The sequence below is a fragment of the Lactococcus lactis genome (genome assembly GCF_029023865.1).
Taxonomy (GTDB): Bacteria; Bacillota; Bacilli; order Lactobacillales; family Streptococcaceae; genus Lactococcus; species Lactococcus lactis.
Genome location: NZ_CP118969.1, coordinates 2357124 through 2382813 on the forward strand (window position 1 = coordinate 2357124; position 25690 = coordinate 2382813).

The window sequence follows — 25690 nt, forward strand, 5'->3', positions numbered from 1 at the left end:
AATTTATTTTATAATTTTACCCTTTTCCCCCATTGAAAACAAGATGAAAACATGATTTATCAACATTTTTTTACTTTTTTCCACTTTTCTGTGGAAAACTTTATTAAAATATCCACTTATCCTCATTAATTTTTAGATTATCCACAAAAATGTGGAGAAACTATATTAGTTTGATTTTTGTTACTATTAAGGTATTATTAAGTTAGAGTAGATATAATTACATCATAGAAATGCTACAAAGAGTAATAATTGAAAGGAATTATTTATGGCAAAAGCTAATATAGGAAAATTGCTATTAACAGGTGTCGTGGGCGGAGCCATCGCACTTGGAGGAAGTGCAATCTATCAAAGCACTACAAATCAATCGGCAAATAATAGTCGTTCAAATACAACTAGTACAAAGGTTAGTAACGTTTCGGTAAATGTCAATACCGATGTTACCTCTGCAATTAAAAAAGTTTCAAATTCTGTCGTTTCTGTTATGAATTATCAAAAAGATAACTCACAAAGTAGTGACTTCAGTTCAATTTTTGGTGGAAATAGCGGTTCAAGTTCATCGACTGATGGCTTACAGCTTTCTAGTGAAGGCTCTGGTGTCATCTACAAAAAATCTGGTGGAGATGCCTACGTTGTAACTAACTACCACGTTATTGCTGGTAATAGCTCACTTGATGTTCTGTTTTCTGGTGGACAAAAAGTCAAAGCTTCTGTGGTTGGTTATGATGAATACACAGACCTTGCTGTTCTTAAAATCAGTTCTGAACATGTCAAAGATGTGGCGACATTCGCTGATTCTAGTAAATTAACAATTGGTGAACCTGCCATTGCCGTTGGCTCACCTTTAGGTAGTCAATTTGCTAACACCGCAACTGAGGGAATTTTATCTGCAACAAGCCGTCAAGTGACTTTGACCCAAGAAAATGGTCAAACAACTAATATCAATGCAATTCAAACAGATGCTGCCATTAACCCTGGTAACTCTGGAGGGGCTTTGATTAATATTGAAGGACAAGTTATTGGAATTACTCAAAGTAAAATTACAACAACTGAAGATGGTTCTACTTCTGTCGAAGGTTTAGGATTTGCGATTCCTTCTAATGATGTCGTAAATATCATTAATAAACTTGAAGCTGATGGTAAGATTTCACGCCCTGCTTTAGGTATCCGAATGGTTGACCTTTCACAATTATCAACAAATGACAGTTCTCAATTGAAATTACCAAGCAGTGTAACAGGTGGAGTTGTTGTTTACTCCGTCCAATCTGGACTTCCTGCTGCCTCAGCTGGTTTGAAAGCTGGAGATGTAATTACAAAGGTTGGCGATACAGCAGTAACTTCTTCAACAGACTTGCAAAGTGCTCTTTACTCACACAATATCAATGATACAGTAAAAGTTACTTATTATCGTGATGGTAAATCAAATACAGCAGATGTTAAACTTTCTAAATCAACCAGTGACTTAGAAACAAGCAGTTCATCTTCTTCTAATTAATAACTTAATAATTTAATGAAAGTCTTCTGTAAATAGAAGGCTTTTTTCATACTAAAGTCTGAAATTTTTAAAAATAATAAATTTCCATTTTTCTTTTATTGATTTATGGTAAAATAAAGTTAAGCATGAAAATTTTACTTTACTTAGAAGCCGAACAATTTTTGAGTCATTCAGGAATTGGTCGTGCAATGAAACATCAACAACGCGCCCTTGATTTAATGGGCATTGACTGGACAAAAAATCCTGAGGATGATTATGATATCCTCCATTTAAATACTTATGGCTTTAGCAGTTGGAAAATGTTAAAGAAAGCAAAAAAAGCTGGAAAAAAAATAATCTTCCATGGTCATTCGACCAAAGAAGATTTTCAAAATTCCTTTATTGGCTCAAATATTGCTGCTCCTTTCTTTAAACAATATTTAATGCACTTTTATCGTGCTGCTGATTTAGTCATTACACCAACTGATTATTCTGCTAGTTTGCTCCGTTCTTACGGAATTAAATGTCCAATCTTACCTATTTCAAACGGAATTGATTTGACTAAATATTCTCGAAGTGAAGCCAAAGAGCAAGCCTTCCGTGAATATTTTTCACTAAAATCTGACCAAAAAGTTGTCGTGACAGCTGCCCTTTATTTTAAACGTAAAGGGATAGATGATTTTATTAAAGTGGCTGAAAGAATGCCCGATGTGACTTTCATTTGGTTTGGTTATCAAAATCTTTGGACTATTCCTGGTTGGATTCGTCGAATTGTTAAGAAAAATCATCCGAAAAATGTTCTTTTCCCAGGTTATATCAAGGGAGATATTTTTGAAGGAGCCATGTCATCTGCAGATGCCTTCTTTTTCCCTTCTCGAGAAGAAACTGAAGGAATCGTTGTTCTTGAAGCACTTGCTAGTCACCAAAAAACTGTCGTTCGAGACATCCCAGTTTATCATGGCTGGCTTGATTCAACTTGTGTAAGTATGGCAACAGATGTTGAAGGTTTTGTCAATCAACTTCAGGATGTTTTAGATGGAAAGGTTGACAAGACAAAAGAGGCTTATCAAGTAGCTGAAAGTCGGACAATTGAAAAAGTTGCCCAACAATTAGCTGATGCTTATCAGCAAACTTTAGAACTTTAATTTTTAAAAATTACTGACAGAAAGAAAAAGTAGTTGCTGACCAAGCTGTCAGTAAAATTTTCTTACTAAAATTCTTGTCAGTAAAAAAATAAAAAATTTACAGAAATATAAACGGGAATTTATTTATGAGAGTTGGACTTTTTACAGATAGTTACTTTCCACAAATCAGTGGAGTAGCAACAAGTATTCGCACTTTGGCCCTAGAGCTTGAAAAATTAGGGCATGAGGTTTTCATTTTTACAACAACAGATCCAAATGCTGATGTGGACCACGAACGAAATATTATTCGGCTGCAATCCATTCCTTTTGTGAGCTTAGCAGAACGTAAAATTGTCCTCAAAGGTGTTTTTGCTGCTTATTTAATTGCTAAAGAATATGATTTAGATATCATCCATACGCAAACTGAATTTGGAATGGGAATTTTAGGTAAAATGGTTGCTGCTCAATTACGCATCCCTGTCATTCATACCTTACATACTAAGTATGAAGATTATGTTTACTACATCGCCAAAGGACGCTTAATCCGTCCAAGTATGGTTAAATACATTATTCGTAATTTCCTGCGTGGAACTGAAGCGATTATTTGTCCAAGCGAAATGGTTTTGGAAACTGTCAATAGTTACGGTGTCACTCTTCCTAAACGTGTCATTCCAACAGGAATTGAAATTGACCGTTTTAAACGTGATGACATTGAACCTGAAGAAACAGCAAAATTAAGAGTCGAGCTTGGTCTTGCAGAAAATGAAATCATGTTGCTCAGTCTCTCACGGATTGCGGCTGAAAAAAATATCCAAGCAGTGATTCATGCATTACCAGATATTTTAGAAGAGTTTCCCGTGAAACTTGTAATCGTTGGTCATGGTCCATATGCCGAAAATCTAAAAGAATTAGTTAAAGAACTTAAACTTACTGATAAAGTTGTCTTCACAGGCCCAGTTGAAAATGAGAAAACAGCCTATTATTATAAAGCTGCTGACTTCTTCATTTCTGCTTCTACTTCAGAAACCCAAGGCTTGACTTATCTTGAAGCAATGGCAGCAGGGACAAGAGTCCTAGCTGCTAAAAATCCTTATTTGTCTGAATTAATTAATGACGATGAATTCGGACAACTCTTCATTGGTGATGATGATTTAGCTGAAGTTACCAAAAAGGCAATTCGTGATTTACATCCCATTGATAAAGATAAATTTGAAAAGAAACTTTATGAAATTTCAGCGGAAAATTTTGCTAAAAAAGTTTATCTCTTCTATATTGACACCATTATTGAATACAATAACCTTAAGTCTATTGAGGCGGAACGTTTTCCAATGAAAATGGAAGATACCATTCGTCAAATGCCAGTTACTGTTAAACGTTCACTTAAAAGAGAACAAATTCGAGCAAAATATTTTGCCAGAAAAGCCAGTAAACTTGCCAAAAATCTACAAAGTTATGTTAAAATAGATAAGGACAAAGAACAGGACTAATGGGGTCAATCCTAAGAACTGTCCCTTTGAAAAACAATTGGAAGTAAAAAACAATTTTATAAAAACAGAGTTTTGCTTTGCAGAACACCGAAAGGAATTTTTAAGAAATGAAATCACATTTGTTAGCAATTATGAATCGCTTAAACCGTTTGGTTGAAGGTGGTGACCCAAAAGAAACTTATAATTTTGAACGTGAAGGCGAAGTAATGCTTACTGTAAGTTACAGTCCAGAAGATGAAGCTTTTGCTTTGCGTTATCCTAAACAAAAAGATGCTTCATTGTTCGATGATATCGACCTTGTTGCCATTGAAATTTATGATATGATTTATTAAAAAGTTACTGATGAAAAGATTAGGATAAACCTAAGAGCTTTCATCAGTATTTTTTTATCCTAATTCTAACATTTCTTAAATGTTGTTGAACTTTTACATTTTTTATAGTAGAATATCAATACAATACAATTGGAGATGTTTATGAAAAAGAAAATTTGGATGTCCTTGGGACTTGCTGCACTTGCAGTTTTTTCCCTTTCTGCTTGCTCAACTAAAAACTCTGATGAGGCCAAAAAGGCCTTTATTTCAGATACAGTTGCCTTGAATAATTCTAAAGACTATAATGCTCAAAAAGTAAAAGTTGATGTTAATGAATTCAAAATTCATGGTGGTGGAGATAATTCTGAATTCAACAAGATTTTTAACAAGGGTGCTGGACTCGATTTTAATATTGGACTTGATAAGACTAACCAACTTGCAGTTCTTGATGGAAAATTGACAGTCGCTAAAAAAGATTATGATTTAGGATTTATGATGTCACAAAAAGGGCTTTATATTAGTAGTTCAGACATTAAATCACTTTATGATAACAATAAAGATTTAATTCCAAGTTCTGCCGAGGATACGGCTACAATTTACGGAGCTATGATTGATAGTCTCAATAAATCATATTTACTGATTGATTCGCAAACGCTTGATTCAAATGTTCAATCTTCTAAAGATAACTGGGAATCAACGCTTAAGCAACTTTTTGAATCAAATTCAAAAATGAGTGAAGCTGATTTAGAGAAACAATATAAAGAGATTCCAAATTCTGATTTCACCAAATCTGGAAATAAAGTGACTGTGGAATTTTCTGGTAAAGATATTGACCTCAATGATTTAATCAATAATTTGAGTGCTACTTATTCTATTCCTAAAGAACAAACAGAGCGATTAATCAAAGAAAGTAAAAATATTGATATCAGCAAACTTTCTGTTAAATTAACTGTAGAAAAAAAATCTCATGAAATGACTGGAAAACTGACTGGTAGTATTTCTAATACAAAAGAAAAAACAAGTGCTGACCTTGATATTTCTTTAGCCTCAACGCGTAGCAAACTAAAAGAAACACTTAAAGAGCCTGCTGCTACAGACACTAATACACTCGAAGAAGTGCAAAATGCAGCCATTGAAAAATTAATGGCGCAAGCAAGTGCGATTTAATAAAAAAGTTACTGACAGAAATTTCTGTCAGTAACTTTTTTTAATGTTTTCCATAATAAATTTCATCAATTTCATCAGTGTAAGTTCCGTCATCATTATGAACAATCAAAGGCGGTAAGAAAATTTCGCCCCCTTCTTTGCCGTCTTTAATCGCATCAATCAATAAAATATTTGCTGGTTGATTTGCCTTAGGATAAACAAATTGAATCCATTTAGGTTGCAAATTATTAGCACGCATTTTGTCTACAATTTCTAAAAGACGCTCTGGTCTATGAACCATGGCAATGTGTCCGTTTGTTTTGAGTAATTTTTTACTGACAGAAAAAATTTCATCCAGATTTGTCGTCAATTCATGACGGGCCAAAGTATAATGCTTACTTTCATTTAAATGACTTTCATCTGAATCCACTTTAAAATAAGGTGGATTACAAAAAATCAAATCTGCACTTGAAGTATGAAGATGGTCAAGCGCCCGATTAAGATTATCATTAATGACAGACATTCTGTCAGTAAGTCCATTGAGTTCAATTGAGCGAGTTGCCATATCAGCCAAACGTTCTTGAATCTCTAATTCAATAATTTGAGCATTTGTTTTAGAACTCGCAAAAAGTCCGACAGCTCCATTTCCCGCACATAAATCTACAATTTTACCCCGTTTTGGTAAGCGCGGAAAACGAGCTAACAAAATCGCATCAATGCTAAAAGAAAAAACCTCTCGGCTTTGAATAATTTTTACCCCACTGCTGGCGATTTCATCAATTCTCTCATCCATGTTCAATTCGATATTTTCCATAATTTTATTATAACACAGCCAGTAAGGCGAAACAAAATTTCGTGCTGTTGACTCTCCGTCTAATTACTATTTCGCTCCCTTCGTCAGCTGAATTGTCCATACTCTCTACGGCAGTAAACTGCCAAGTTCTAGTGGCAATCAAGTCCCATCGGCCTTAGCGGGTTGCCTTTCTACTAATCGGAAAAAGGGTGAAGATACGGGCAATGAGTATTTTAACATAGCCCCTAACCTTTCTTCTAACAGTACCCGTTAAAAAACGATAATCAGCCCCAGCTAATTATCGTTTTTATTTATTTTGTCAATAAACGTGAAGAAGTGAGCAGTTTAATTCTATCAATAATCTTTATTATTTAGCTTCATACCAAGTCTTACCAGTATTTTCATCCACTTTTAATGGGACAGCAAGTTCAATCGCTTCTTCCATCGTTTGTTTTACCAAGGCCTTAATTTCATCTAATTCCTCTAAAGGAACATCAAGGATAATTTCATCGTGTACTTGCAATAATAATTTTGATTTAAAATCACGAGCACTCAAAGCTTTATCCAAATTAATCATCGCAATTTTCAAGATATCAGCTGCCGAACCTTGAATTGGTGAATTAATAGCCGTCCGTTCTGCAAAACCACGAACATTAAAATTACGAGCATTAATATCTGGAATCTTACGACGACGGTGACTCATTGTTTCAACAAAACCTTTGTCTCGTGCCTCGCGAACAATATTTTCCATATAGGTTTTAATCCCAGGATAACGTTCAAAATAAGTTTCAATGTAATTTTTAGCATCTTTTCTGGTAATTCCAAGATTTCTTGCTAAACCAAAATCGGAAATTCCATAGACTACTCCAAAATTGACTGCTTTAGCATTTCTACGATCATTAGCAGTCACATCTTCTGCTTTTTCAATGCCGAAAACACGCATAGCCGTTGAAGTATGGATATCAGCTCCATGTTTAAAGGCATCAATCAAATGTTCATCCCCGGAAATATGTGCCAAAACCCGCAATTCAATTTGTGAATAGTCAGAACTCAATAAAAGCGAATCCTTGCTTGGGACAAATGCTTTACGAATTTTTCGTCCCTCCTCAAGTCGAACAGGAATATTTTGTAAATTCGGGTCAACTGAGCTCAAACGTCCAGTTTGAGTCAAATCTTGAACATAACGTGTATGAATTTTTCCATCATCAGCAATTTGAGGAATCAGACCTTTCACATAAGTTGATTGTACTTTATTGATTTGACGATATTCCAAAATTTTTGCTACAACCGGAGATAAAGCAGCTAAGTCTTCTAAAACATCCACTGCCGTTGAATAGCCTGTTTTTGTTTTCTTTCCAACCGGTAGCTGTAATTTTTCAAATAAAATCACACCCAACTGTTTTGGTGAATTAATATTAAATTCTTCACCAGCCAAGTCGTAAATTTCACGCGTCAAAGAAGCCAATTTTTCTTCATTTTCCGCACCAATTTCTTCCAGTGTATTTTGGCTGACAGCAATCCCTGTAATTTCCATTTTTGCTAAAACTTCTGCTAATGGTAATTCCATATCAGATAAAAGATGCTCTTGTTCATTTTCAAGCAATTCAGCCATCATTTTTTCTTTGGCCAAGGCAAGCACTTTAATTTTACGAGCTAAATGTTCAAATAAAACCGCATCATCAGGTAAAGCAATTTTTGTCCCTTTGCCAAAAATTTCTTCATCCGTTGCCAAATGTCCGCTATTGAAAAGTCTTGCAATCGTCGAAATTTTATTATCTTCTGTTGTTGAAATTAGATATTTTGCAAGCATTGCATCAAATTTGACCAAAGGTAATTCGATATCCAAGTGACTTAAAAGTACCCGATTTTTCTTGAAATCATAAGTATTTTTAGGGAACTTCATTTTTGTCAGTAAATCTATATTTTTAGAAACATAAATTTTCTCAGCATTTCCCCAGGCAAAAGCCACAATTTGCTCACGATGATAATTTTCCCCTAAAGTTTCCAAATAGAAGAAATCATCAGCATTTACCTTTTCACTGATAGAGCCATCATTAACTATTTCAAAATCAATTTCGTCAACAACTTTTTCGTCAGTAACTTCTCCACCAGCCTCAGCCAATAATTTACTTTTGAATTGAGCAAATCCCATTTCATCATAAAATTGACTAAGTTCATCAACCTTTTTACCTTTTAAAAGCGTATCATCTAAGCCAATTTCAATTGGAGCTTTCGTATTTATCGTTGCCAATTGTTGTGACAAAAAAGCCATTTCTTTGTCAGCAATTAGATTTTCTTTCATTTTGCTGGCTTTCAAAGAATCAACATTTTCATAAAGATTTTCAAGCGACCCAAACTCTTGTAAAAGTTTAAGGCCAGTTTTTTCGCCAACTTTTGTCACGCCAGGGTAATTATCAGAAGAATCGCCCATTAATGCTTTTAAATCAATAAATTGGGCTGGAGTCAATCCCATTTTTTCTAAAAGATAATCAGGTGTAAACTCCTCAAACTCAGCAACACCCTTCTTAGAAATTTCAACTCGCGTATTCCCATCCACAAGCTGAATCATATCCTTATCACCCGTCACAATAGTAACATCAAAATTAACATTTGGGGCTTCCGCCATTTTGTCCAAAGTCCCAATAATATCATCAGCCTCATAGTTAGCTAACTCATAATGACGAATTCCCAATTTCTCAATCATTTCCTTGATAAAAGGTAATTGCTCACGAAATTCATCTGGTGTTTTTGAACGTCCACCTTTATAGTCAGCAAACATTTCCGTACGAAAAGTTGTTTTTCCTGCATCAAATGCAATCAAAACATGTGTGGGCTCAATCCGTTCCATCAATGAAGAAAGCATTGTATGAAATGCAAAAATAGCATTAGTATGTAACCCATTTGGCGCTTTAAAGCGATCTATCTGATTATATAGCGCAAAAAAGGCCCGAAAGGCAACCGATGACCCATCAATTAGTAAAAGTCTGTCCTTGTTCTCCATTTTATTTCCTATCTCTTCCATATTTCTATACTTTTATCCATTCATCTAAGTAAATATTATCTTAAAACACATAAAAACGAGCTTTACTAAATTATAACATTTTCACCACTTCTTTTGGAACTGCTCAACTTTAAGCATGGTCATTCAATTATTTTAAAAAAAATAATCAATAATCCTTGACATGGAACGCGTTCCATAATTTAAAATAGACTTAATCAAACAAAGGAGCTTAATCACATGAAAATTAAACACATTTTTACAGATATGGATGGAACATTACTTGACTCACACGGAAGTGTATCAGACACGAACCACTGGTCTATTTATTACAGTGACCTTCCAATCACATTAGTTTCAGCCCGCAGTCCCTTAGAAATGAGCAATATTGTAGAAAAATTACAACTCACAACCCCTCAAATCGCCTTTAACGGGAACCTAACCTTCACCCAAAATCAATTTGGACTACAAATTATTGATAAAAATCCCCTAGCTTCAGAAACCGTCTCACAACTATTAAATTACATCTCAACAGAATTTCCCAATGTCAGCTTAAATTGGTATAGTCTTGCTCACTGGTACATTAACAAACAAGACAAAGGAACCTTTATCCAAAAAGCAATAACAGGTATAGAACCTAAAATCAAAGCCTTTGATGGTCAATCAGAAATATATAAAATAATGATGATTGTCTTTGATTCTCAAGAACTCTTACAACTTCAAGCTCAACTAAATAATCTAAACATCCCCAATATTTCAGTTCAACAAAGCGGACAATGGTATTTAGAAATTACATCTGATAATAAAACAAAAGCCGACGCTGTACAATCAATACTTGATAATAAAAATTTAGACTTTCAGGAAATTGCCGCTATTGGTGATGGTCATAATGATATTCCACTTCTCCAATCAGCTGGACTCTCTATTGCCGTAGATAATGCTAACTCCGAGGTCAAAAAACATGTTAAAATGGTTGTAGCAAAAAATACTGACCATGGTGTCGCTGAAGCAATATCAGCTATTAATACCATTAACGAACAGGTGATATAATGACCTCTTTATCCGATTTATCGAAACTTAGCGGCTATTCAAAAGCTACCATCTCTCGTGCCCTTTCTGGGAATGGCTATGTTTCAAAAGAAGCACGTAAAATTATTTTGGACTTAGCTAAAGAACTTGACTATACTCCCAATGCAATCGCACAGGATTTATCGGCTGGTACAACAAAAAATATCGGAGTTGTCCTCCCCTACGTCAAGCATCCGTTTTTTTGGCAAATATTAGAAGGAATTCTGGATAAAAGTTTTGAAACCGGTTATAAAATCGTCATCCTCCCTTCAAATTATGACCAAAATCTAGAAATTCAATACTTAGAACAACTCCGAAAAAAAGCATTTGAAGCATTAATTTTTACCTCAAGAGAAGTTTCTGAACAAACCGTTCATAAATACCAAAAATATGGCCCAATTATTTTATGCCATAAACCTAAAAGTAAAAAAATAGCCGCCAGTTATGCAGAAAGAAAAATTGGATATCGAAACGCTCTAGAATGGCTTCAAGAACAAAATTGTAATAATATTGGGTTTCTCTTTGCACGTTATAAAAGTCCAACTACATCTGTTACTCTCCAAACCTATAAAGAAATATACGAAGAAAAAGTAAGAGATGAACAAATAAAAACGGGTGCAGTATCTTCAGCAGACGGTTACAAATTGGGGCCCCAACTTACACAATTTGATGCAATATTTGCAAATTCTGATGATATTGCTGCTAATGTTTGGCGTTGGTTTGAACAACAAAAAATACCTAAACCTGTTATTATTGGCCAAGAATCATTAATATCTGGTCAGGTTCTCAATATTCCAACCGTAAATAATCACTTTCAACAAGTAGGACGTTGCGCATTTGAATTGGCTATTTCCAAAGAAATTCAGCAACTAGCAATTAAATCAGAGTTTATTCTAAATCGTTAAATAAAAAAAGGCCCGAGAGGTCTTTTTTATTTATTCATACATCCTATCTCTTGAATCTCGTTAGCGAGCTAAAAAAAGAGGAGCCATAGCTCCTCCAGTTCACTTGGCCACTCGCCTATCTCCCAGGGGGCAACCCCCAAGTACTTCCGCCGTAGATGGACTTAACTTCTGTGTTCGACATGGGAACAGGTGTATCTCCATCGCAATGATGACCAAATCATTAAATGTTACCTTGAACATTCAAAACTAAATAACAATTCTTCTAACTTTTAAACCATAAGCATATTATATTTGACTCTTTTGGTAAAGTCCTCGAGCGATTAGTACTGGTCCGCTCCAAGTCTCGCAACTCTTCCACTTCCAGCCTATCTACCAGATCATCTCTCTGGGCTCTTAATTCTTACGAATGGGTAATCTCATCTTGAGGTGGGCTTCGCACTTAGATGCTTTCAGCGCTTATCCCTTCCCTACATAGCTATCCAGCCGTGCTCCTGGCGGAACAACTGGTACACCAGCGGTAAGTCCATCCCGGTCCTCTCGTACTAAGGACAGATCCTCTCAAATTACCTACGCCCGCGACGGATAGGGACCGAACTGTCTCACGACGTTCTGAACCCAGCTCGCGTGCCGCTTTAATGGGCGAACAGCCCAACCCTTGGGACCGACTACAGCCCCAGGATGCGACGAGCCGACATCGAGGTGCCAAACCTCCCCGTCGATGTGAACTCTTGGGGGAGATAAGCCTGTTATCCCCAGGGTAGCTTTTATCCGTTGAGCGATGGCCCTTCCATGCGGTACCACCGGATCACTAAGTCCTAGTTTCCTACCTGCTCGAGTTGTAGCTCTCGCAGTCAAGCTGGCTTTTACCTTTACACTCTACGATTGATTTCCAACCAATCTGAGCCAACCTTTGAGCGCCTCCGTTACTCTTTAGGAGGCGACCGCCCCAGTCAAACTGTCCGTCAGACACTGTCTCCCTGGCCGATTATGCCAGCGGGTTAGAGTAACCATAAGTCAAGGGTAGTATCCCAACAACGCCTCAATAGAAACTAGCGTCCCTATTTCAATGGCTCCTACCTATCCTGTACATGACTTACAGGTACTCAATATCAAACTACAGTAAAGCTCCATGGGGTCTTTCCGTCCTGTCGCGGGTAACCTGCATCTTCACAGGTACTAAAATTTCACCGAGTCTCTCGTTGAGACAGTGCCCAAATCATTACGCCTTTCGTGCGGGTCGGAACTTACCCGACAAGGAATTTCGCTACCTTAGGACCGTTATAGTTACGGCCGCCGTTTACTGGGGCTTCAATTCATACCTTCGACTTACGTCTAAGCACTCCTCTTAACCTTCCAGCACCGGGCAGGCGTCACCCCCTATACATCACCTTGCGGTTTAGCAGAGAGCTGTGTTTTTGATAAACAGTTGCTTGGGCCTATTCACTGCGGCTGGCTTTTACACCAGCACCCCTTCTCCCGAAGTTACGGGGCTATTTTGCCGAGTTCCTTAACGAGAGTTCTCTCGATCACCTGAGGCTACTCGCCTCGACTACCTGTGTCGGTTTGCGGTACGGGTAGATATGACTTTACGCTAGAAGCTTTTCTTGGCAGTGTGACATCAGAGAGTTCGCAACCGTAGTTGCTTCCCCATCACAGCTCAATGTTAAAGAGAAATGCATTTGACACATCTCACACCTCACTGCTTAGACCAGAATCCATTAACTGGCATCTCTTAGCCTACTGCGTCCCTCCATCACGATCATATCTAGTACTGGAATATCAACCAGTTGTCCATCGACTACGCCTTTCGGCCTCGCCTTAGGTCCCGACTAACCCAGGGCGGACGAGCCTTCCCCTGGAAACCTTAGTCTTACGGTGGATAAGATTCTCACTTATCTTGCGCTACTCATACCGGCATTCTCACTTCTTAACGCTCCAGCACTCCTCACGGTATACCTTCATCGCGGTTAAGAACGCTCTCCTACCATTTAATTAAATTAAATCCAAAGCTTCGGTAATATGTTTAGCCCCGGTACATTTTCGGCGCAGGGTCACTCGACTAGTGAGCTATTACGCACTCTTTGAATGATAGCTGCTTCTGAGCTAACATCCTAGTTGTCTGTGCAACCCCACATCCTTTTCCACTTAACATATATTTTGGGACCTTAGCTGTTGGTCTGGGCTGTTTCCCTTTCGACTACGGATCTTAGCACTCGCAGTCTGACTGCCGAACATGTGTATTAGCATTCGGAGTTTATCTGAGATTGGTAATCCTAGACGGACCCCTCACCCAAACAGTGCTCTACCTCCAATACACTTACATTTCGACGCTAGCCCTAAAGCTATTTCGGAGAGAACCAGCTATCTCCCAGTTCGTTTGGAATTTCTCCGCTATCCACAAGTCATCCAAACACTTTTCAACGTGTCCTGGTTCGGGCCTCCAGTGCGTCTTACCACACCTTCACCCTGCTCATGGATAGGTCACTAGGTTTCGGGTCTACATCATGATACTAAGTCGCCCTATTCAGACTCGGTTTCCCTACGGCTCCGTCTCTTCAACTTAACCTCGCATCATAACGTAACTCGCCGGTTCATTCTACAAAAGGCACGCTCTCACCCATTAACGGGCTCGAACTTCTTGTAGGCACACGGTTTCAGGTGCTATTTCACTCCCCTCTCGGGGTTCTTTTCACCTTTCCCTCACGGTACTGGTTCACTATCGGTCACTAAGGAGTATTTAGGGTTGGGAGATGGTCCTCCCGGATTCAAACTGGATTTCGCGTGTCCAGCCCTACTCAGGATACTGCTAGGTATAAGCGCTATTTCGTCTACGGGATTATTACCCTCTTTGATTAACCTTCCCAGGTTATTCGACTATAATGCTTAAGTCCACGTTGCAGTCCTACAACCCCAAGAAGCAAGCTTCTTGGTTTGCCCTTCTTCGCGTTCGCTCGCCGCTACTTACGAAATCGTTTTTACTTTCTCTTCCTGCAGGTACTTAGATGTTTCAGTTCTCTGCGTTACCTTTACATGAGCTATGTATTCACTCATGAATAACTGCTAGTAGCAGCTGGGTTTCCCCATTCGGAGACCTAGGGATCAATGCGTACTTACTGCTCCCCCTAGAATATCGTCGTTAGTCACGTCCTTCATCGGCTCTTAGTGCCAAGGCATCCACCGTGCGCCCTTATTAACTTTGCCATGATGATTTATAATCATCGTTTTTCAAGTATAAGTTTGTAAATTCTTTAAAATTCACAGCTTTTGGTTTATTTATCGTTATTAGATATTGTTATTTAGTTTTCAATGTTCAAGTGATTTTAACGTCTTGTCTGACAATGGAGCCTAGCGGGATCGAACCGCTGACCTCCTGCGTGCAAAGCAGGCGCTCTCCCAGCTGAGCTAAGGCCCCACAATCAAGAATTTGATTCTTGCTTAGGTTTATGACTAAACCCCTCAAAACTGAATAAAGTTGAATGCTCACGTCTTTGTATATATTCCTTAGAAAGGAGGTGATCCAGCCGCACCTTCCGATACGGCTACCTTGTTACGACTTCACCCCAGTCATCGGTCTTACCTTAGGAAGCGCCCTCCTTGCGGTTAGGCAACCTACTTCGGGTACTCCCAACTCCCGTGGTGTGACGGGCGGTGTGTACAAGGCCCGGGAACGTATTCACCGCGGCGTGCTGATCCGCGATTACTAGCGATTCCGACTTCATGTAGGCGAGTTGCAGCCTACAATCCGAACTGAGAATGGTTTTAAGAGATTAGCTAAACATCACTGTCTCGCGACTCGTTGTACCATCCATTGTAGCACGTGTGTAGCCCAGGTCATAAGGGGCATGATGATTTGACGTCATCCCCACCTTCCTCCGGTTTATCACCGGCAGTCTCGTTAGAGTGCCCAACTTAATGATGGCAACTAACAATAGGGGTTGCGCTCGTTGCGGGACTTAACCCAACATCTCACGACACGAGCTGACGACAACCATGCACCACCTGTATCCCGTGTCCCGAAGGAACTTCCTATCTCTAGGAATAGCACGAGTATGTCAAGACCTGGTAAGGTTCTTCGCGTTGCTTCGAATTAAACCACATGCTCCACCGCTTGTGCGGGCCCCCGTCAATTCCTTTGAGTTTCAACCTTGCGGTCGTACTCCCCAGGCGGAGTGCTTATTGCGTTAGCTGCGATACAGAGAACTTATAGCTCCCTACATCTAGCACTCATCGTTTACGGCGTGGACTACCAGGGTATCTAATCCTGTTTGCTCCCCACGCTTTCGAGCCTCAGTGTCAGTTACAGGCCAGAGAGCCGCTTTCGCCACCGGTGTTCCTCCATATATCTACGCATTTCACCGCTACACATGGAATTCCACTCTCCTCTCCTGCACTCAAGTCTACCAGTTTCCAATGCATACAATGGTTGAGCCACTGCCTTTTACACCAGACTTAATAAACCACCTGCGCTCGCTTTACGCCCAATAAATCCGGACAACGCTCGGGACCTACGTATTACCGCGGCTGCTGGCACGTAGTTAGCCGTCCCTTTCTGGGTAGTTACCGTCACTTGATGAGCTTTCCACTCTCACCAACGTTCTTCTCTACCAACAGAGTTTTACGATCCGAAAACCTTCTTCACTCACGCGGCGTTGCTCGGTCAGACTTTCGTCCATTGCCGAAGATTCCCTACTGCTGCCTCCCGTAGGAGTTTGGGCCGTGTCTCAGTCCCAATGTGGCCGATCACCCTCTCAGGTCGGCTATGTATCATCGCCTTGGTGAGCCTTTACCTCACCAACTAGCTAATACAACGCGGGATCATCTTTGAGTGATGCAATTGCATCTTTCAAACTTAAAACTTGTGTTTAAAATTTTTATGCGGTATTAGCATTCGTTTCCAAATGTTGTCCCCCGCTCAAAGGCAGATTCCCCACGCGTTACTCACCCGTTCGCTGCTCATCCAGTCGGTACAAGTACCAACCTTCAGCGCTCAACTTGCATGTATTAGGCACGCCGCCAGCGTTCGTCCTGAGCCAGGATCAAACTCTCAAATAAAGTATTTAAGTCACCTTAGTGACTGGCTTGTCTTTCATTATTGATTGACAGATTTTTGATGTATCTTACTACATCACATGAGTCATTCTTCTTTATTCAGTTTTCAATGGTCTAGCTTATCGCTTCAAGACCCTCGTCTCTTGCGACAACTATTATATTCTATCAAACCTAACTAAACTTGTCAAGAATTAACTGTGACTTTTATACCTTTTTTTATCTTACGTTCGCTTTTTCCCTCCACTGTATTCGCTTTATTTCATGCCACCACTAGCTTTGACAAATTAAAAAAATTAGTCTTTTTTAACTTGCTTTTTTCTTTTCTTATCAAAAAACTCCCTATTTTTATTAAAATAGGGAATTCCTCTTCACTCTTCGTCTTCTGAAAATAAGATGGCCTTTATTTTTTCACGAAGGCGATACCGTTGCATTCGAGTTAGTTCTTCTCCTCGCATTTGTCGAAGTAGTAAGTCTTGATAATGTGCGCTCAAACCTTCATATACTTCTGCCAGCAAATGATTGAAGACCACTTCATTATCTGGACTAGTATCACCTGAATTTATCCAGTCTGAGCATTCATAAACATCTAAACCTATAAAATGGTCATGGCTTCGTTTCTTTGCATAACTTCGTCTTAATTCATCTATTAATCTTTGATGATACTTTACCTTAAATTTTGTATGCAGCTTTTGACCATCGCTCTGCTCTTCTAATAGAAGATGTAAAATAATCATTCCCTCTTGAAGATAATCCTCTATTTTCCATGTTCTAATGCGAATTTGTTTCATTAATTTCATGACTATAGGTTTCATTTCTGAAAATAGAATTTCAAAACCCTCTTCTTCCAAGTAATATGTCATTGGAAAGTTCTCCTTTTATATTATCTTTATTTGATTTATTAGTAAGAAGATAGGGGTGGAGAATGTATATCTAATAAACAGTCAGGGAGCATCTTATTATAATGAGCTATTTTCATATCTATCCTTCCAAGACATTTTTATGGCTTTTATTACATTATAATAATTTTTACGTGTTTTACCTAACGATATTATGCGAATATTCAGAATTTATAACCCAATAAATAAAAGCAAGGCTATTTACCTTGCTTTTTTATTTTATAAGTAATCAGGAGTAGGTTTATTTTTAAAATAAACTCCTGAAATTCTAGAAGCTGCACCTGGTTCTACAAGTTCTAGCGTTTTTGAAATTTCATCAAATGAACCATCATAGTCACGGCTGTTTTCAAATAATTGAAGCGCTCTTGAGATCCCTTGTGCTACTTGTTCATTTGCAGCTTTATACCGATTAGCATATTGAATCAATTGTTCAGCTAATACCGCATGGTCAGTCAAATTAGTCGTTGCTTCTTTTAAAACGTGCATATCTTCAGTGCTTACGTCAACAAGATGATTAATTGTATCAATGTTGATTCTAACTCGTCCTAATTCTTTGAAAAGATTTTGTACTCGATCTCCTGTTGTGAAGAACAAGTCGAGATAATCTTTAGGAAGACCAGGGAGATTACATTTTTCAACATAACGTTTTATTGTACGGAGTTCAGAATCAAAGCGTTCTGCAATTTCTTGAGCTGCTCTTTCTTCATCTCTGAGTCCTGTAAGGGTATCACTAATCTTAATTTGGTTCTTCTCAATATCTTCAAGCGCATTGACTACTGAATTTACTCTACGAGAAAGAATTGAGTAAGGCATTGTTTTAGCTTGAATATTTCCTAGAATTTCATCAACATCTGAGTCAAGAGATTCTAAATGTTCTTGATAACCTCTAACATATCCTTTTTCGTTTCCAGAAAGGATATAGGCTTGTGTAACATGGTCAATTTCAAGGAGAAGATTTTTATTATTTGCTCTGATATGTTCAATATATTCTTTGAGAACTGATGAACGTTTTTCAACATTTCGACGTGCGCTATATTCTCTTTCAAAAATAGCATAAAGTTCTTCAACTTTTTCTTGAATTAAACCAAGTTCAGCTTCTACTCGATCTAGTTCAAATTGTTCTAATAATGAACTACTTTCAACGAGATGATCATGTAAATCATCCATTCTTTCTTTAATGTTGACATTATCGGGAAGAATGTATTCTTCTGCAACGAATTTATCACTCGCTTCTTGCAATTCTTCAAGTCGTTTAGGAACATCTTTTTCAATTGTTTTAATAAATGATGGAATTTGCTCTGTAATTGCACGTAAAGCAATCGTATGTTCTTCAGCAGTCTCCAAAACTTCAGCCGCTTCAATCGGATCTCCTGTTGAGTTTAGCGTTACAAACTGAGAAAATTCTGTTTCGATATTGGCTAAATGTTTTTCAAGTTCAGTAATAACTGTTCCATACAAATCTGCATTGTCAGCAATATCGCTACGTAAGTTATCATATAAATCAAGGGACTCTTGAATTTTATTTGAATTACGCTTTTCTTGTTCAACAAGTTGAGCAACACCTTGACGAATTCCTTCGACATCACCTTCCATTAATTCAATTTGGGCCTCACTATCCGCTACAGATTCACGAGCACGGAAAAAATGGAATGAATCGTTTAATTGTTCAGCTTCAAAAATATGTTCTTCCAAATCAGCAAAAGAATTTGATGATAAGTCAAGCCATTTTTGGTTCCATTCACGGAAAATCGTTTGCGATTGTCCGACGAGATGCATTTTTTTAACAGAATCAATTTCTTCTTGAACAGGCAAATCGAAAAGCGATTCCTTTCGCTCTTCTAAGGCTAGTATACGGTCTTCTGTTTTCTTTCGCATTAATATTGCAAAAGCATAAAAGGCAACGAGAATAACTAATAAGACAACAATGAGGATAATGACAGTACTTGACATGCTTTACTCCATAAAATGATTTAATTACTTAAAAATAGTTTAATTACTTAGGTTAGATAGATTTTAAATAGATAGAAAATCTCAAATATAATTATAGCATAATGCGTCAAAGAAATACACTATTTTCTTAGTTTTCTAACCGAAAAGCCCTTTTTTATTTTCAAAATAAAAAAAGCAACCTCTAGAGGCTGCTTTTTAATTAAATTAAAGTCCTGCTTTTGCTGCTTCAACTTCTGCTGCGAAGTCTGTTTCAGCTTTTTCAATTCCTTCACCAACTTCAAAACGTGTGAATGCAATTGCTTTAGCTCCTTTTGATTCAAGGAAAGCTTCGACTGTTTTGCTGTCATCCATGATGTAAAGTTGTGCAAGAAGAGCAAATTGTTGGTCAACTTTTGTATTGTCAACGATGAATTTAGCCATTTTACCTGGAAGAATTTTGTCCCAGATTTTTTCTGGTTTTCCTTCAGCTTTGAGTTCTTCTTCAAATGAAGCTTTCGCTGCTGCAAGAACTTCTTCTGTTAATTGGCTCTTAGAACCAAATTCATGGTGTGGAAGTTCTGGTTTGTTAACAAGTACACGGCTAGCGTTGTCTTCATCAATTTTGTGGTTCATTTGTGCTAATTCAGCTTTTACAAATTCTGAATCAAGTTCATCAGCTGAAAGAACAGTAGGGTTCATTGCAGCGATATGCATTGATAGTTGTTTAGCAAGTGTTTCATCTGCACCTTCAACGACAGAAACAACCCCAATTTTACCACCGTTATGTTGGTAAGCTCCAAAGTGTTGAGCATCAGTTTTTTCAATTACTGCAAAACGACGGAAAGTAATTTTTTCTCCGATCGTAGCAGTCGCTTGAACAAGTTCTGCTTCAAGAGTAATACCTGAAGCTGTTTCAAGTGCAAATGCTTCTTCGTTAGTTGCTGGTTTTTTAGACGCAATAAGTTCTGCTGTTTCTTTAACCAAGGCAACAAATTGATCATTTTTAGCTACGAAGTCTGTTTCTGAGTTCAATTCAACAATCGCTGCAACATTTCCGTTTACGGCAATTCCTGTAAGTCCTTCAGCGGCTACACGATCAGCTTTTTTAGCTGCTTTCGCAATCCCTTTTTCACGAAGAAGTTCTGCTGCTGCTTCCATATTTCCGTCAGTTTCAACAAGAGCGCGTTTAGCGTCCATGATTCCTGCACCAGTTTTTTCACGTAATTCTTTTACTTGAGCTGCTGTTACTGCCATTTTGTAAATCTCCTATGTGTTTTTTTCTGTCAGTATTGACAGTAGTTTTATTTAAAAAAAACAGGCGAGGCGTAAGGCCTCGCCTGTTGTAGTTACTTAATTAGTATAAGTTGAAGTTAAAATTATTTACCTTCAACGATTTCAGCAAGTTCTTCAAGTGATTCTTCTGAAGCTGCTTCTTCTGCTACGAAATCATCCGCTGCATCTTCACCTTGACGTCCTTCAATGATAGCGTCTGCCATTTTAGCTGTAATCAATTTAACAGCACGGATAGCATCATCATTTGCAGGGATAACTACGTCGATTGGTTCTGGATCTGCGTTTGTGTCAACCATTGCTACAACTGGGATTCCCAAAGTTTTAGCTTCTTTAACTGCGATTTGTTCAGCATGTGGGTCAACGATGTACATAACATCTGGAATACGAGGCATATCAGCGATACCACCGATGAATTTTTCAAGGCGTTCGCGTTCTTTGTTAAGAAGAACTACTTCTTTCTTAGGTAAAACTTCGAAAGTTCCTTCTTCTTCCATTTTGTTGATTTCTTTAAGGCGTGCCACACGTGTTTGGATAGTGTTCCAGTTAGTGAGCATACCACCCAACCAACGGTGGTTTACGTAGTATTGACCAGCGCGGAGAGCTTCTTCTTTAACTGCTTCTGCAGCTTGTTTTTTAGTACCAACAAAAAGAACTACTGCACCTTCTTGTGAAGCGTTTTTTACATAGTTGTAAGCATCGTCAACAAGTTTTACAGTTTTTTGAAGGTCGATAACGTGAATACCATTACGTTCTGTGAAGATGTATGGTTTCATTTTTGGGTTCCAACGACGAGTTTGGTGACCGAAGTGAACACCAGCTTCAAGAAGTTGTTTCATTGAAATAACTGACATGTTAATGTCTCCTTTTAAAATAGTTTTTCCTCTTTCATCTGTCATCCGCAGCCGCAATACTTGCGTACACTACGACTTTGTCGAGACGAAATGCGAGATGGTTGCATAGCAACTCTATCATTATACATTGTTTGACCTATTTTTGCAAGTATCTATTCATGCTTCTATTGTTCAGTAAATCTATTTTTCTAACCACTCCTATTATCTGACAAATTTAATTGTTAATTTAGGCGCTATAATCACTAAAAGAGTAAGTTTTTAAATTTTTTTCTAAGAAAAAATTAATATTTTTGCTGAAACCGCTTTTTTTGTGATAAAATAATTATAGTAAATAAATTAGTTTGTGAGGAGAGAAATATGAAAGAAAAAATCCTTTTAGGCGGCTATACAAAACGTGTATCTAAAGGCGTATATAGTGTTCTTTTGGACACTAAAGCTGCTGAATTATCATCATTAAATGAAGTCTCTGCGGTTCAAAACCCTACTTATATCACTCTCGATGAAAAGGGACACCTCTATACTTGTGCAGCAGATAGTAATGGTGGAGGAATCGCCGCCTTTGATTTTGATGGCGAAACTGCTACTCATCTCGGAAATGTCACAACCACGGGAGCTCCACTCTGCTATGTTGCCGTGGACGAAGCGCGACAATTAGTTTACGGAGCGAACTATCATCTTGGAGAAGTTCGTGTTTATAAGATTCAAGCTAATGGCTCACTCAGATTAACGGATACAGTAAAACATACCGGTTCTGGACCACGTCCTGAACAAGCTAGCTCACACGTTCATTATTCTGATTTGACTCCTGACGGACGACTTGTCACCTGTGATTTGGGAACAGATGAAGTCACTGTTTATGATGTCATTGGTGAAGGTAAACTCAATATTGCTACAATTTATCGGGCAGAAAAAGGAATGGGTGCTCGTCATATTACTTTCCATCCAAATGGTAAAATCGCTTATTTGGTTGGAGAGTTAAATTCAACAATTGAAGTTTTAAGTTACAATGAAGAAAAAGGACGCTTTGCTCGTCTTCAAACAATTAGCACCCTACCTGAAGATTATCATGGAGCAAATGGTGTTGCTGCCATCCGTATTTCATCTGACGGTAAATTCCTCTATACTTCTAATCGTGGACATGATTCTTTGACAACTTACAAAGTAAGTCCTCTTGGTACAAAACTTGAAACTATTGGCTGGACAAATACTGAAGGTCATATCCCTCGCGATTTTAATTTCAACAAAACTGAAGATTATATCATTGTCGCTCATCAAGAATCTGATAATTTATCTCTTTTCTTGCGAGATAAAAAAACCGGTACTTTAACTTTGGAACAAAAAGATTTTTACGCTCCTGAAATCACTTGTGTTTTACCACTATAAAAATTTATTTTTTCACAAAGTTTGACTGATAAACTAAAAAAGATTGCTAATTTCTCTCAAAGAATTAGCAATCTTTTTTTCTTCAGTAAAGCTTGTTATAAACCGTTTTCTAAACTTTTGATGAGTGTTTTTGTAAAAACCATCACAATATCGCTTGACATCTATAAAAAACTTTGTTAAACTATTCACGTAAAAGAAAGTGAATGAAATCACAAAGGAGAACCTACAAATATGGCAACTAAAAAAGCCGCTCCAGCTGCAAAGAAAGTTTTAAGCGCTGAAGAAAAAGCCGCAAAATTCCAAGAAGCTGTTGCTTATACTGACAAATTAGTCAAAAAAGCACAAGCTGCTGTTCTTAAATTTGAAGGATATACACAAACTCAAGTCGATACTATTGTCGCTGCAATGGCTCTTGCAGCAAGCAAACATTCTCTAGAACTCGCTCATGAAGCCGTTAACGAAACTGGTCGTGGTGTTGTCGAAGACAAAGATACCAAAAACCACTTTGCTTCTGAATCTGTTTATAACGCAATTAAAAATGACAAAACTGTTGGTGTCATTTCTGAAAACAAGGTTGCTGGATCTGTTGAAATCGCAAGCCCTCTCGGTGTACTTGCTGGTATCGTTCCAACAACTAATCCAACATCAACAGCAATCTTTAAATCTTTATTGACTGCAAAAACACGTAATGCTATTGTTTTCGCTTTCCACCCTCAAGCTCAAAAATGTTCAAGCCATGCAGCAAAAATTGTTTACGATGCTGCAATTGAAGCTGGTGCACCGGAAGACTTTATTCAATGGATTGAAGTACCAAGCCTTGACATGACTACCGCCTTGATTCAAAACCGTGGACTTGCAACAATCCTTGCAACTGGTGGCCCAGGAATGGTAAACGCCGCACTCAAATCTGGTAACCCTTCACTTGGTGTTGGAGCTGGTAATGGTGCTGTTTATGTTGATGCTACTGCAAATATTGAACGTGCCGTTGAAGACCTTTTGCTTTCAAAACGTTTTGATAATGGGATGATTTGTGCCACTGAAAATTCAGCTGTTATTGATGCTTCAGTTTATGATGAATTTATTGCTAAAATGCAAGAACAAGGCGCTTATATGGTTCCTAAAAAAGACTACAAAGCTATTGAAAGTTTCGTTTTTGTTGAACGTGCTGGTGAAGGTTTTGGAGTAACTGGTCCTGTTGCCGGTCGTTCTGGTCAATGGATTGCTGAACAAGCTGGTGTCAAAGTTCCTAAAGATAAAGATGTCCTTCTTTTTGAACTTGATAAGAAAAATATTGGTGAAGCACTTTCTTCTGAAAAACTTTCTCCTTTGCTTTCAATCTACAAAGCTGAAACACGTGAAGAAGGAATTGAGATTGTACGTAGCTTACTTGCTTATCAAGGTGCTGGACATAATGCTGCAATTCAAATCGGTGCAATGGATGATCCATTCGTTAAAGAATATGGCGAAAAAGTTGAAGCTTCTCGTATCCTCGTTAACCAACCAGATTCTATTGGTGGGGTCGGAGATATCTATACTGATGCAATGCGTCCATCACTTACACTTGGAACTGGTTCATGGGGGAAAAATTCACTTTCACACAATTTGAGTACATACGATCTATTGAATGTTAAAACAGTGGCTAAACGTCGTAATCGCCCACAATGGGTTCGTTTGCCAAAAGAAATTTACTACGAAAAAAATGCAATTTCTTACTTACAAGAATTGCCACACGTTCACAAAGCTTTCATCGTTGCTGACCCTGGTATGGTTAAATTTGGTTTCGTTGATAAAGTTTTGGAACAACTTGCTATCCGCCCAACTCAAGTTGAAACAAGCATTTATGGCTCTGTTCAACCTGACCCAACTTTGAGCGAAGCAATTGCAATCGCTCGTCAAATGAAACAATTTGAACCTGACACTGTCATCTGTCTTGGTGGTGGTTCTGCTCTCGATGCTGGTAAGATTGGTCGTTTGATTTATGAATATGATGCTCGTGGTGAAGCTGACCTTTCTGATGATGCAAGTTTGAAAGAACTTTTCCAAGAATTAGCTCAAAAATTTGTCGATATTCGTAAACGTATTATTAAATTCTACCATCCACATAAAGCACAAATGGTTGCAATTCCTACTACTTCTGGTACTGGTTCTGAAGTGACTCCATTTGCAGTTATCACTGATGATGAAACTCATGTTAAGTACCCACTTGCTGACTACCAATTAACACCACAAGTTGCCATTGTTGACCCTGAGTTTGTTATGACTGTACCAAAACGTACTGTTTCTTGGTCTGGTATTGATGCGATGTCACACGCGCTTGAATCTTACGTTTCTGTTATGTCTTCTGACTATACAAAACCAATTTCACTTCAAGCGATCAAACTTATCTTTGAAAACTTGACTGAGTCTTATCATTATGACCCAGCGCATCCAACTAAAGAAGGACAAAAAGCCCGCGAAAATATGCACAATGCTGCAACACTCGCTGGTATGGCCTTCGCTAATGCTTTCCTTGGAATTAACCACTCACTTGCTCATAAAATTGGTGGTGAATTTGGACTTCCTCATGGTCTTGCCATTGCCATCGCTATGCCACATGTCATTAAATTTAACGCTGTAACAGGAAACGTTAAACGTACCCCTTACCCACGTTATGAAACATATCGTGCTCAAGAGGACTACGCTGAAATTTCACGCTTCATGGGATTTGCTGGTAAAGATGATTCAGATGAAAAAGCTGTGCAAGCTCTGGTTGCTGAACTTAAGAAACTGACTGATAGCATTGATATTAATATCACCCTTTCAGGAAATGGTGTCGATAAAGCTCACCTTGAACGTGAACTTGATAAATTGGCTGACCTTGTTTATGATGATCAATGTACTCCTGCTAATCCTCGTCAACCACGTATTGAAGAGATTAAACAACTCTTGTTAGACCAATACTAATAATCTATTGATGAAAGTAATTAAAACGCCCATATAAATTTAT

Annotated in this window: 15 protein-coding genes, 1 tRNA gene and 3 rRNA genes; 9 read left to right on the forward strand and 10 right to left on the reverse strand. The window is 38.1% G+C overall.

Annotated elements, in window-relative coordinates; all coding sequences use genetic code 11:
- The first annotated feature begins 265 nt into the window (after window positions 1–265).
- The 5 genes from PYW37_RS12050 (at window position 266) to PYW37_RS12070 (ending at window position 5560) form a co-directional block, all read left to right on the forward strand.
- Window positions 266–1492, forward strand: coding sequence for a S1C family serine protease (locus PYW37_RS12050; RefSeq protein ID WP_023189026.1), 1227 nt, complete (start codon window positions 266–268; stop codon window positions 1490–1492).
- Window positions 1493–1617: 125 nt separating this feature from the next.
- Window positions 1618–2616 carry an LTA glycolipid anchor biosynthesis glycosyltransferase, IagA/BgsA family gene (locus tag PYW37_RS12055; protein WP_023189027.1) on the forward strand — a complete coding sequence of 333 codons (999 nt, stop codon included), beginning with the start codon at window positions 1618–1620 and terminating at the stop codon, window positions 2614–2616.
- 125 nt (window positions 2617–2741) lie between these two features.
- On the forward strand, window positions 2742–4082 hold the full coding sequence (locus tag PYW37_RS12060; RefSeq protein ID WP_023189028.1) for a glycosyltransferase family 4 protein: 1341 nt from the start codon (window positions 2742–2744) through the stop codon (window positions 4080–4082).
- 107 nt (window positions 4083–4189) lie between these two features.
- Window positions 4190–4414 (forward strand): YkuJ family protein, encoded by a 225-nt coding sequence (locus PYW37_RS12065; RefSeq protein WP_003130579.1) that lies wholly within the window; start codon window positions 4190–4192, stop codon window positions 4412–4414.
- 141 nt (window positions 4415–4555) lie between these two features.
- A complete protein-coding gene (locus tag PYW37_RS12070) occupies window positions 4556–5560 on the forward strand; it encodes a hypothetical protein (RefSeq protein ID WP_023189029.1) in 1005 nt (334 codons plus the stop codon).
- Window positions 5561–5600: 40 nt separating this feature from the next.
- On the opposite strand, the gene PYW37_RS12075 is transcribed toward PYW37_RS12070, so the two are convergent.
- On the reverse strand, window positions 5601–6353 hold the full coding sequence (locus PYW37_RS12075) for a tRNA1(Val) (adenine(37)-N6)-methyltransferase (RefSeq protein ID WP_025017134.1): 753 nt from the start codon (window positions 6351–6353) through the stop codon (window positions 5601–5603).
- A 346-nt stretch (window positions 6354–6699) separates the two neighbouring features.
- Window positions 6700–9333 (reverse strand): DNA polymerase I, encoded by a 2634-nt coding sequence (gene polA / locus PYW37_RS12080; RefSeq protein WP_023189030.1) that lies wholly within the window; start codon window positions 9331–9333, stop codon window positions 6700–6702.
- A gap of 237 nt (window positions 9334–9570) precedes the next feature.
- Between polA and PYW37_RS12085 the strand changes: the two genes are divergently transcribed.
- Both PYW37_RS12085 and PYW37_RS12090 read left to right on the forward strand, forming a co-directional pair.
- A complete protein-coding gene (locus PYW37_RS12085) occupies window positions 9571–10380 on the forward strand; it encodes a Cof-type HAD-IIB family hydrolase (RefSeq protein ID WP_025017133.1) in 810 nt (269 codons plus the stop codon).
- Window positions 10380–11303: a LacI family DNA-binding transcriptional regulator gene (locus PYW37_RS12090; RefSeq protein WP_044009596.1), complete on the forward strand. Its 924-nt coding sequence runs from the start codon at window positions 10380–10382 to the stop codon at window positions 11301–11303. The genes PYW37_RS12085 and PYW37_RS12090 overlap by 1 nt, the downstream gene beginning before the upstream one ends.
- A 101-nt stretch (window positions 11304–11404) precedes the next feature.
- Here PYW37_RS12090 and rrf read toward each other — a convergent pair.
- The 8 genes from rrf to rpsB all read right to left on the reverse strand — a co-directional run bounded on the left by rrf (window position 11405) and on the right by rpsB (window position 21321).
- Window positions 11405–11520 (reverse strand): 5S ribosomal RNA (gene rrf, locus PYW37_RS12095).
- Between the two features lie 83 nt (window positions 11521–11603).
- Window positions 11604–14504, reverse strand: a 23S ribosomal RNA gene (locus tag PYW37_RS12100).
- A 138-nt stretch (window positions 14505–14642) separates the two neighbouring features.
- Window positions 14643–14715: transfer RNA gene (locus PYW37_RS12105), tRNA-Ala, on the reverse strand.
- A gap of 93 nt (window positions 14716–14808) precedes the next feature.
- Window positions 14809–16355 (reverse strand): 16S ribosomal RNA (locus PYW37_RS12110).
- Together the 16S, 23S and 5S rRNA genes with 1 tRNA gene alongside form the textbook arrangement of a ribosomal RNA operon.
- A 365-nt stretch (window positions 16356–16720) precedes the next feature.
- Window positions 16721–17212, reverse strand: a complete 492-nt coding sequence (locus PYW37_RS12115) for a hypothetical protein (RefSeq protein WP_023190262.1) — start codon at window positions 17210–17212, stop codon at window positions 16721–16723.
- A 255-nt stretch (window positions 17213–17467) separates the two neighbouring features.
- Window positions 17468–19198 carry a septation ring formation regulator EzrA gene (gene ezrA / locus PYW37_RS12120; RefSeq protein ID WP_003132670.1) on the reverse strand — a complete coding sequence of 577 codons (1731 nt, stop codon included), beginning with the start codon at window positions 19196–19198 and terminating at the stop codon, window positions 17468–17470.
- 204 nt (window positions 19199–19402) lie between these two features.
- Entirely contained in the window at window positions 19403–20431 is a 1029-nt protein-coding gene (gene tsf / locus PYW37_RS12125; protein ID WP_025017141.1) for a translation elongation factor Ts, read from the reverse strand.
- A gap of 122 nt (window positions 20432–20553) precedes the next feature.
- The gene (gene rpsB, locus PYW37_RS12130) at window positions 20554–21321 is read right to left on the reverse strand and encodes a 30S ribosomal protein S2 (RefSeq protein ID WP_023190261.1); all 768 of its coding nucleotides are present in this window, start codon (window positions 21319–21321) and stop codon (window positions 20554–20556) included.
- Between the two features lie 357 nt (window positions 21322–21678).
- Between rpsB and PYW37_RS12135 the strand changes: the two genes are divergently transcribed.
- Entirely contained in the window at window positions 21679–22704 is a 1026-nt protein-coding gene (locus PYW37_RS12135) for a lactonase family protein (protein WP_023190260.1), read from the forward strand.
- A 231-nt stretch (window positions 22705–22935) separates the two neighbouring features.
- Complete coding sequence (gene adhE / locus PYW37_RS12140; protein ID WP_023190259.1) at window positions 22936–25647, forward strand: bifunctional acetaldehyde-CoA/alcohol dehydrogenase; 2712 nt, start codon at window positions 22936–22938, stop codon at window positions 25645–25647.
- The last annotated feature ends 43 nt before the right edge of the window (window positions 25648–25690 follow it).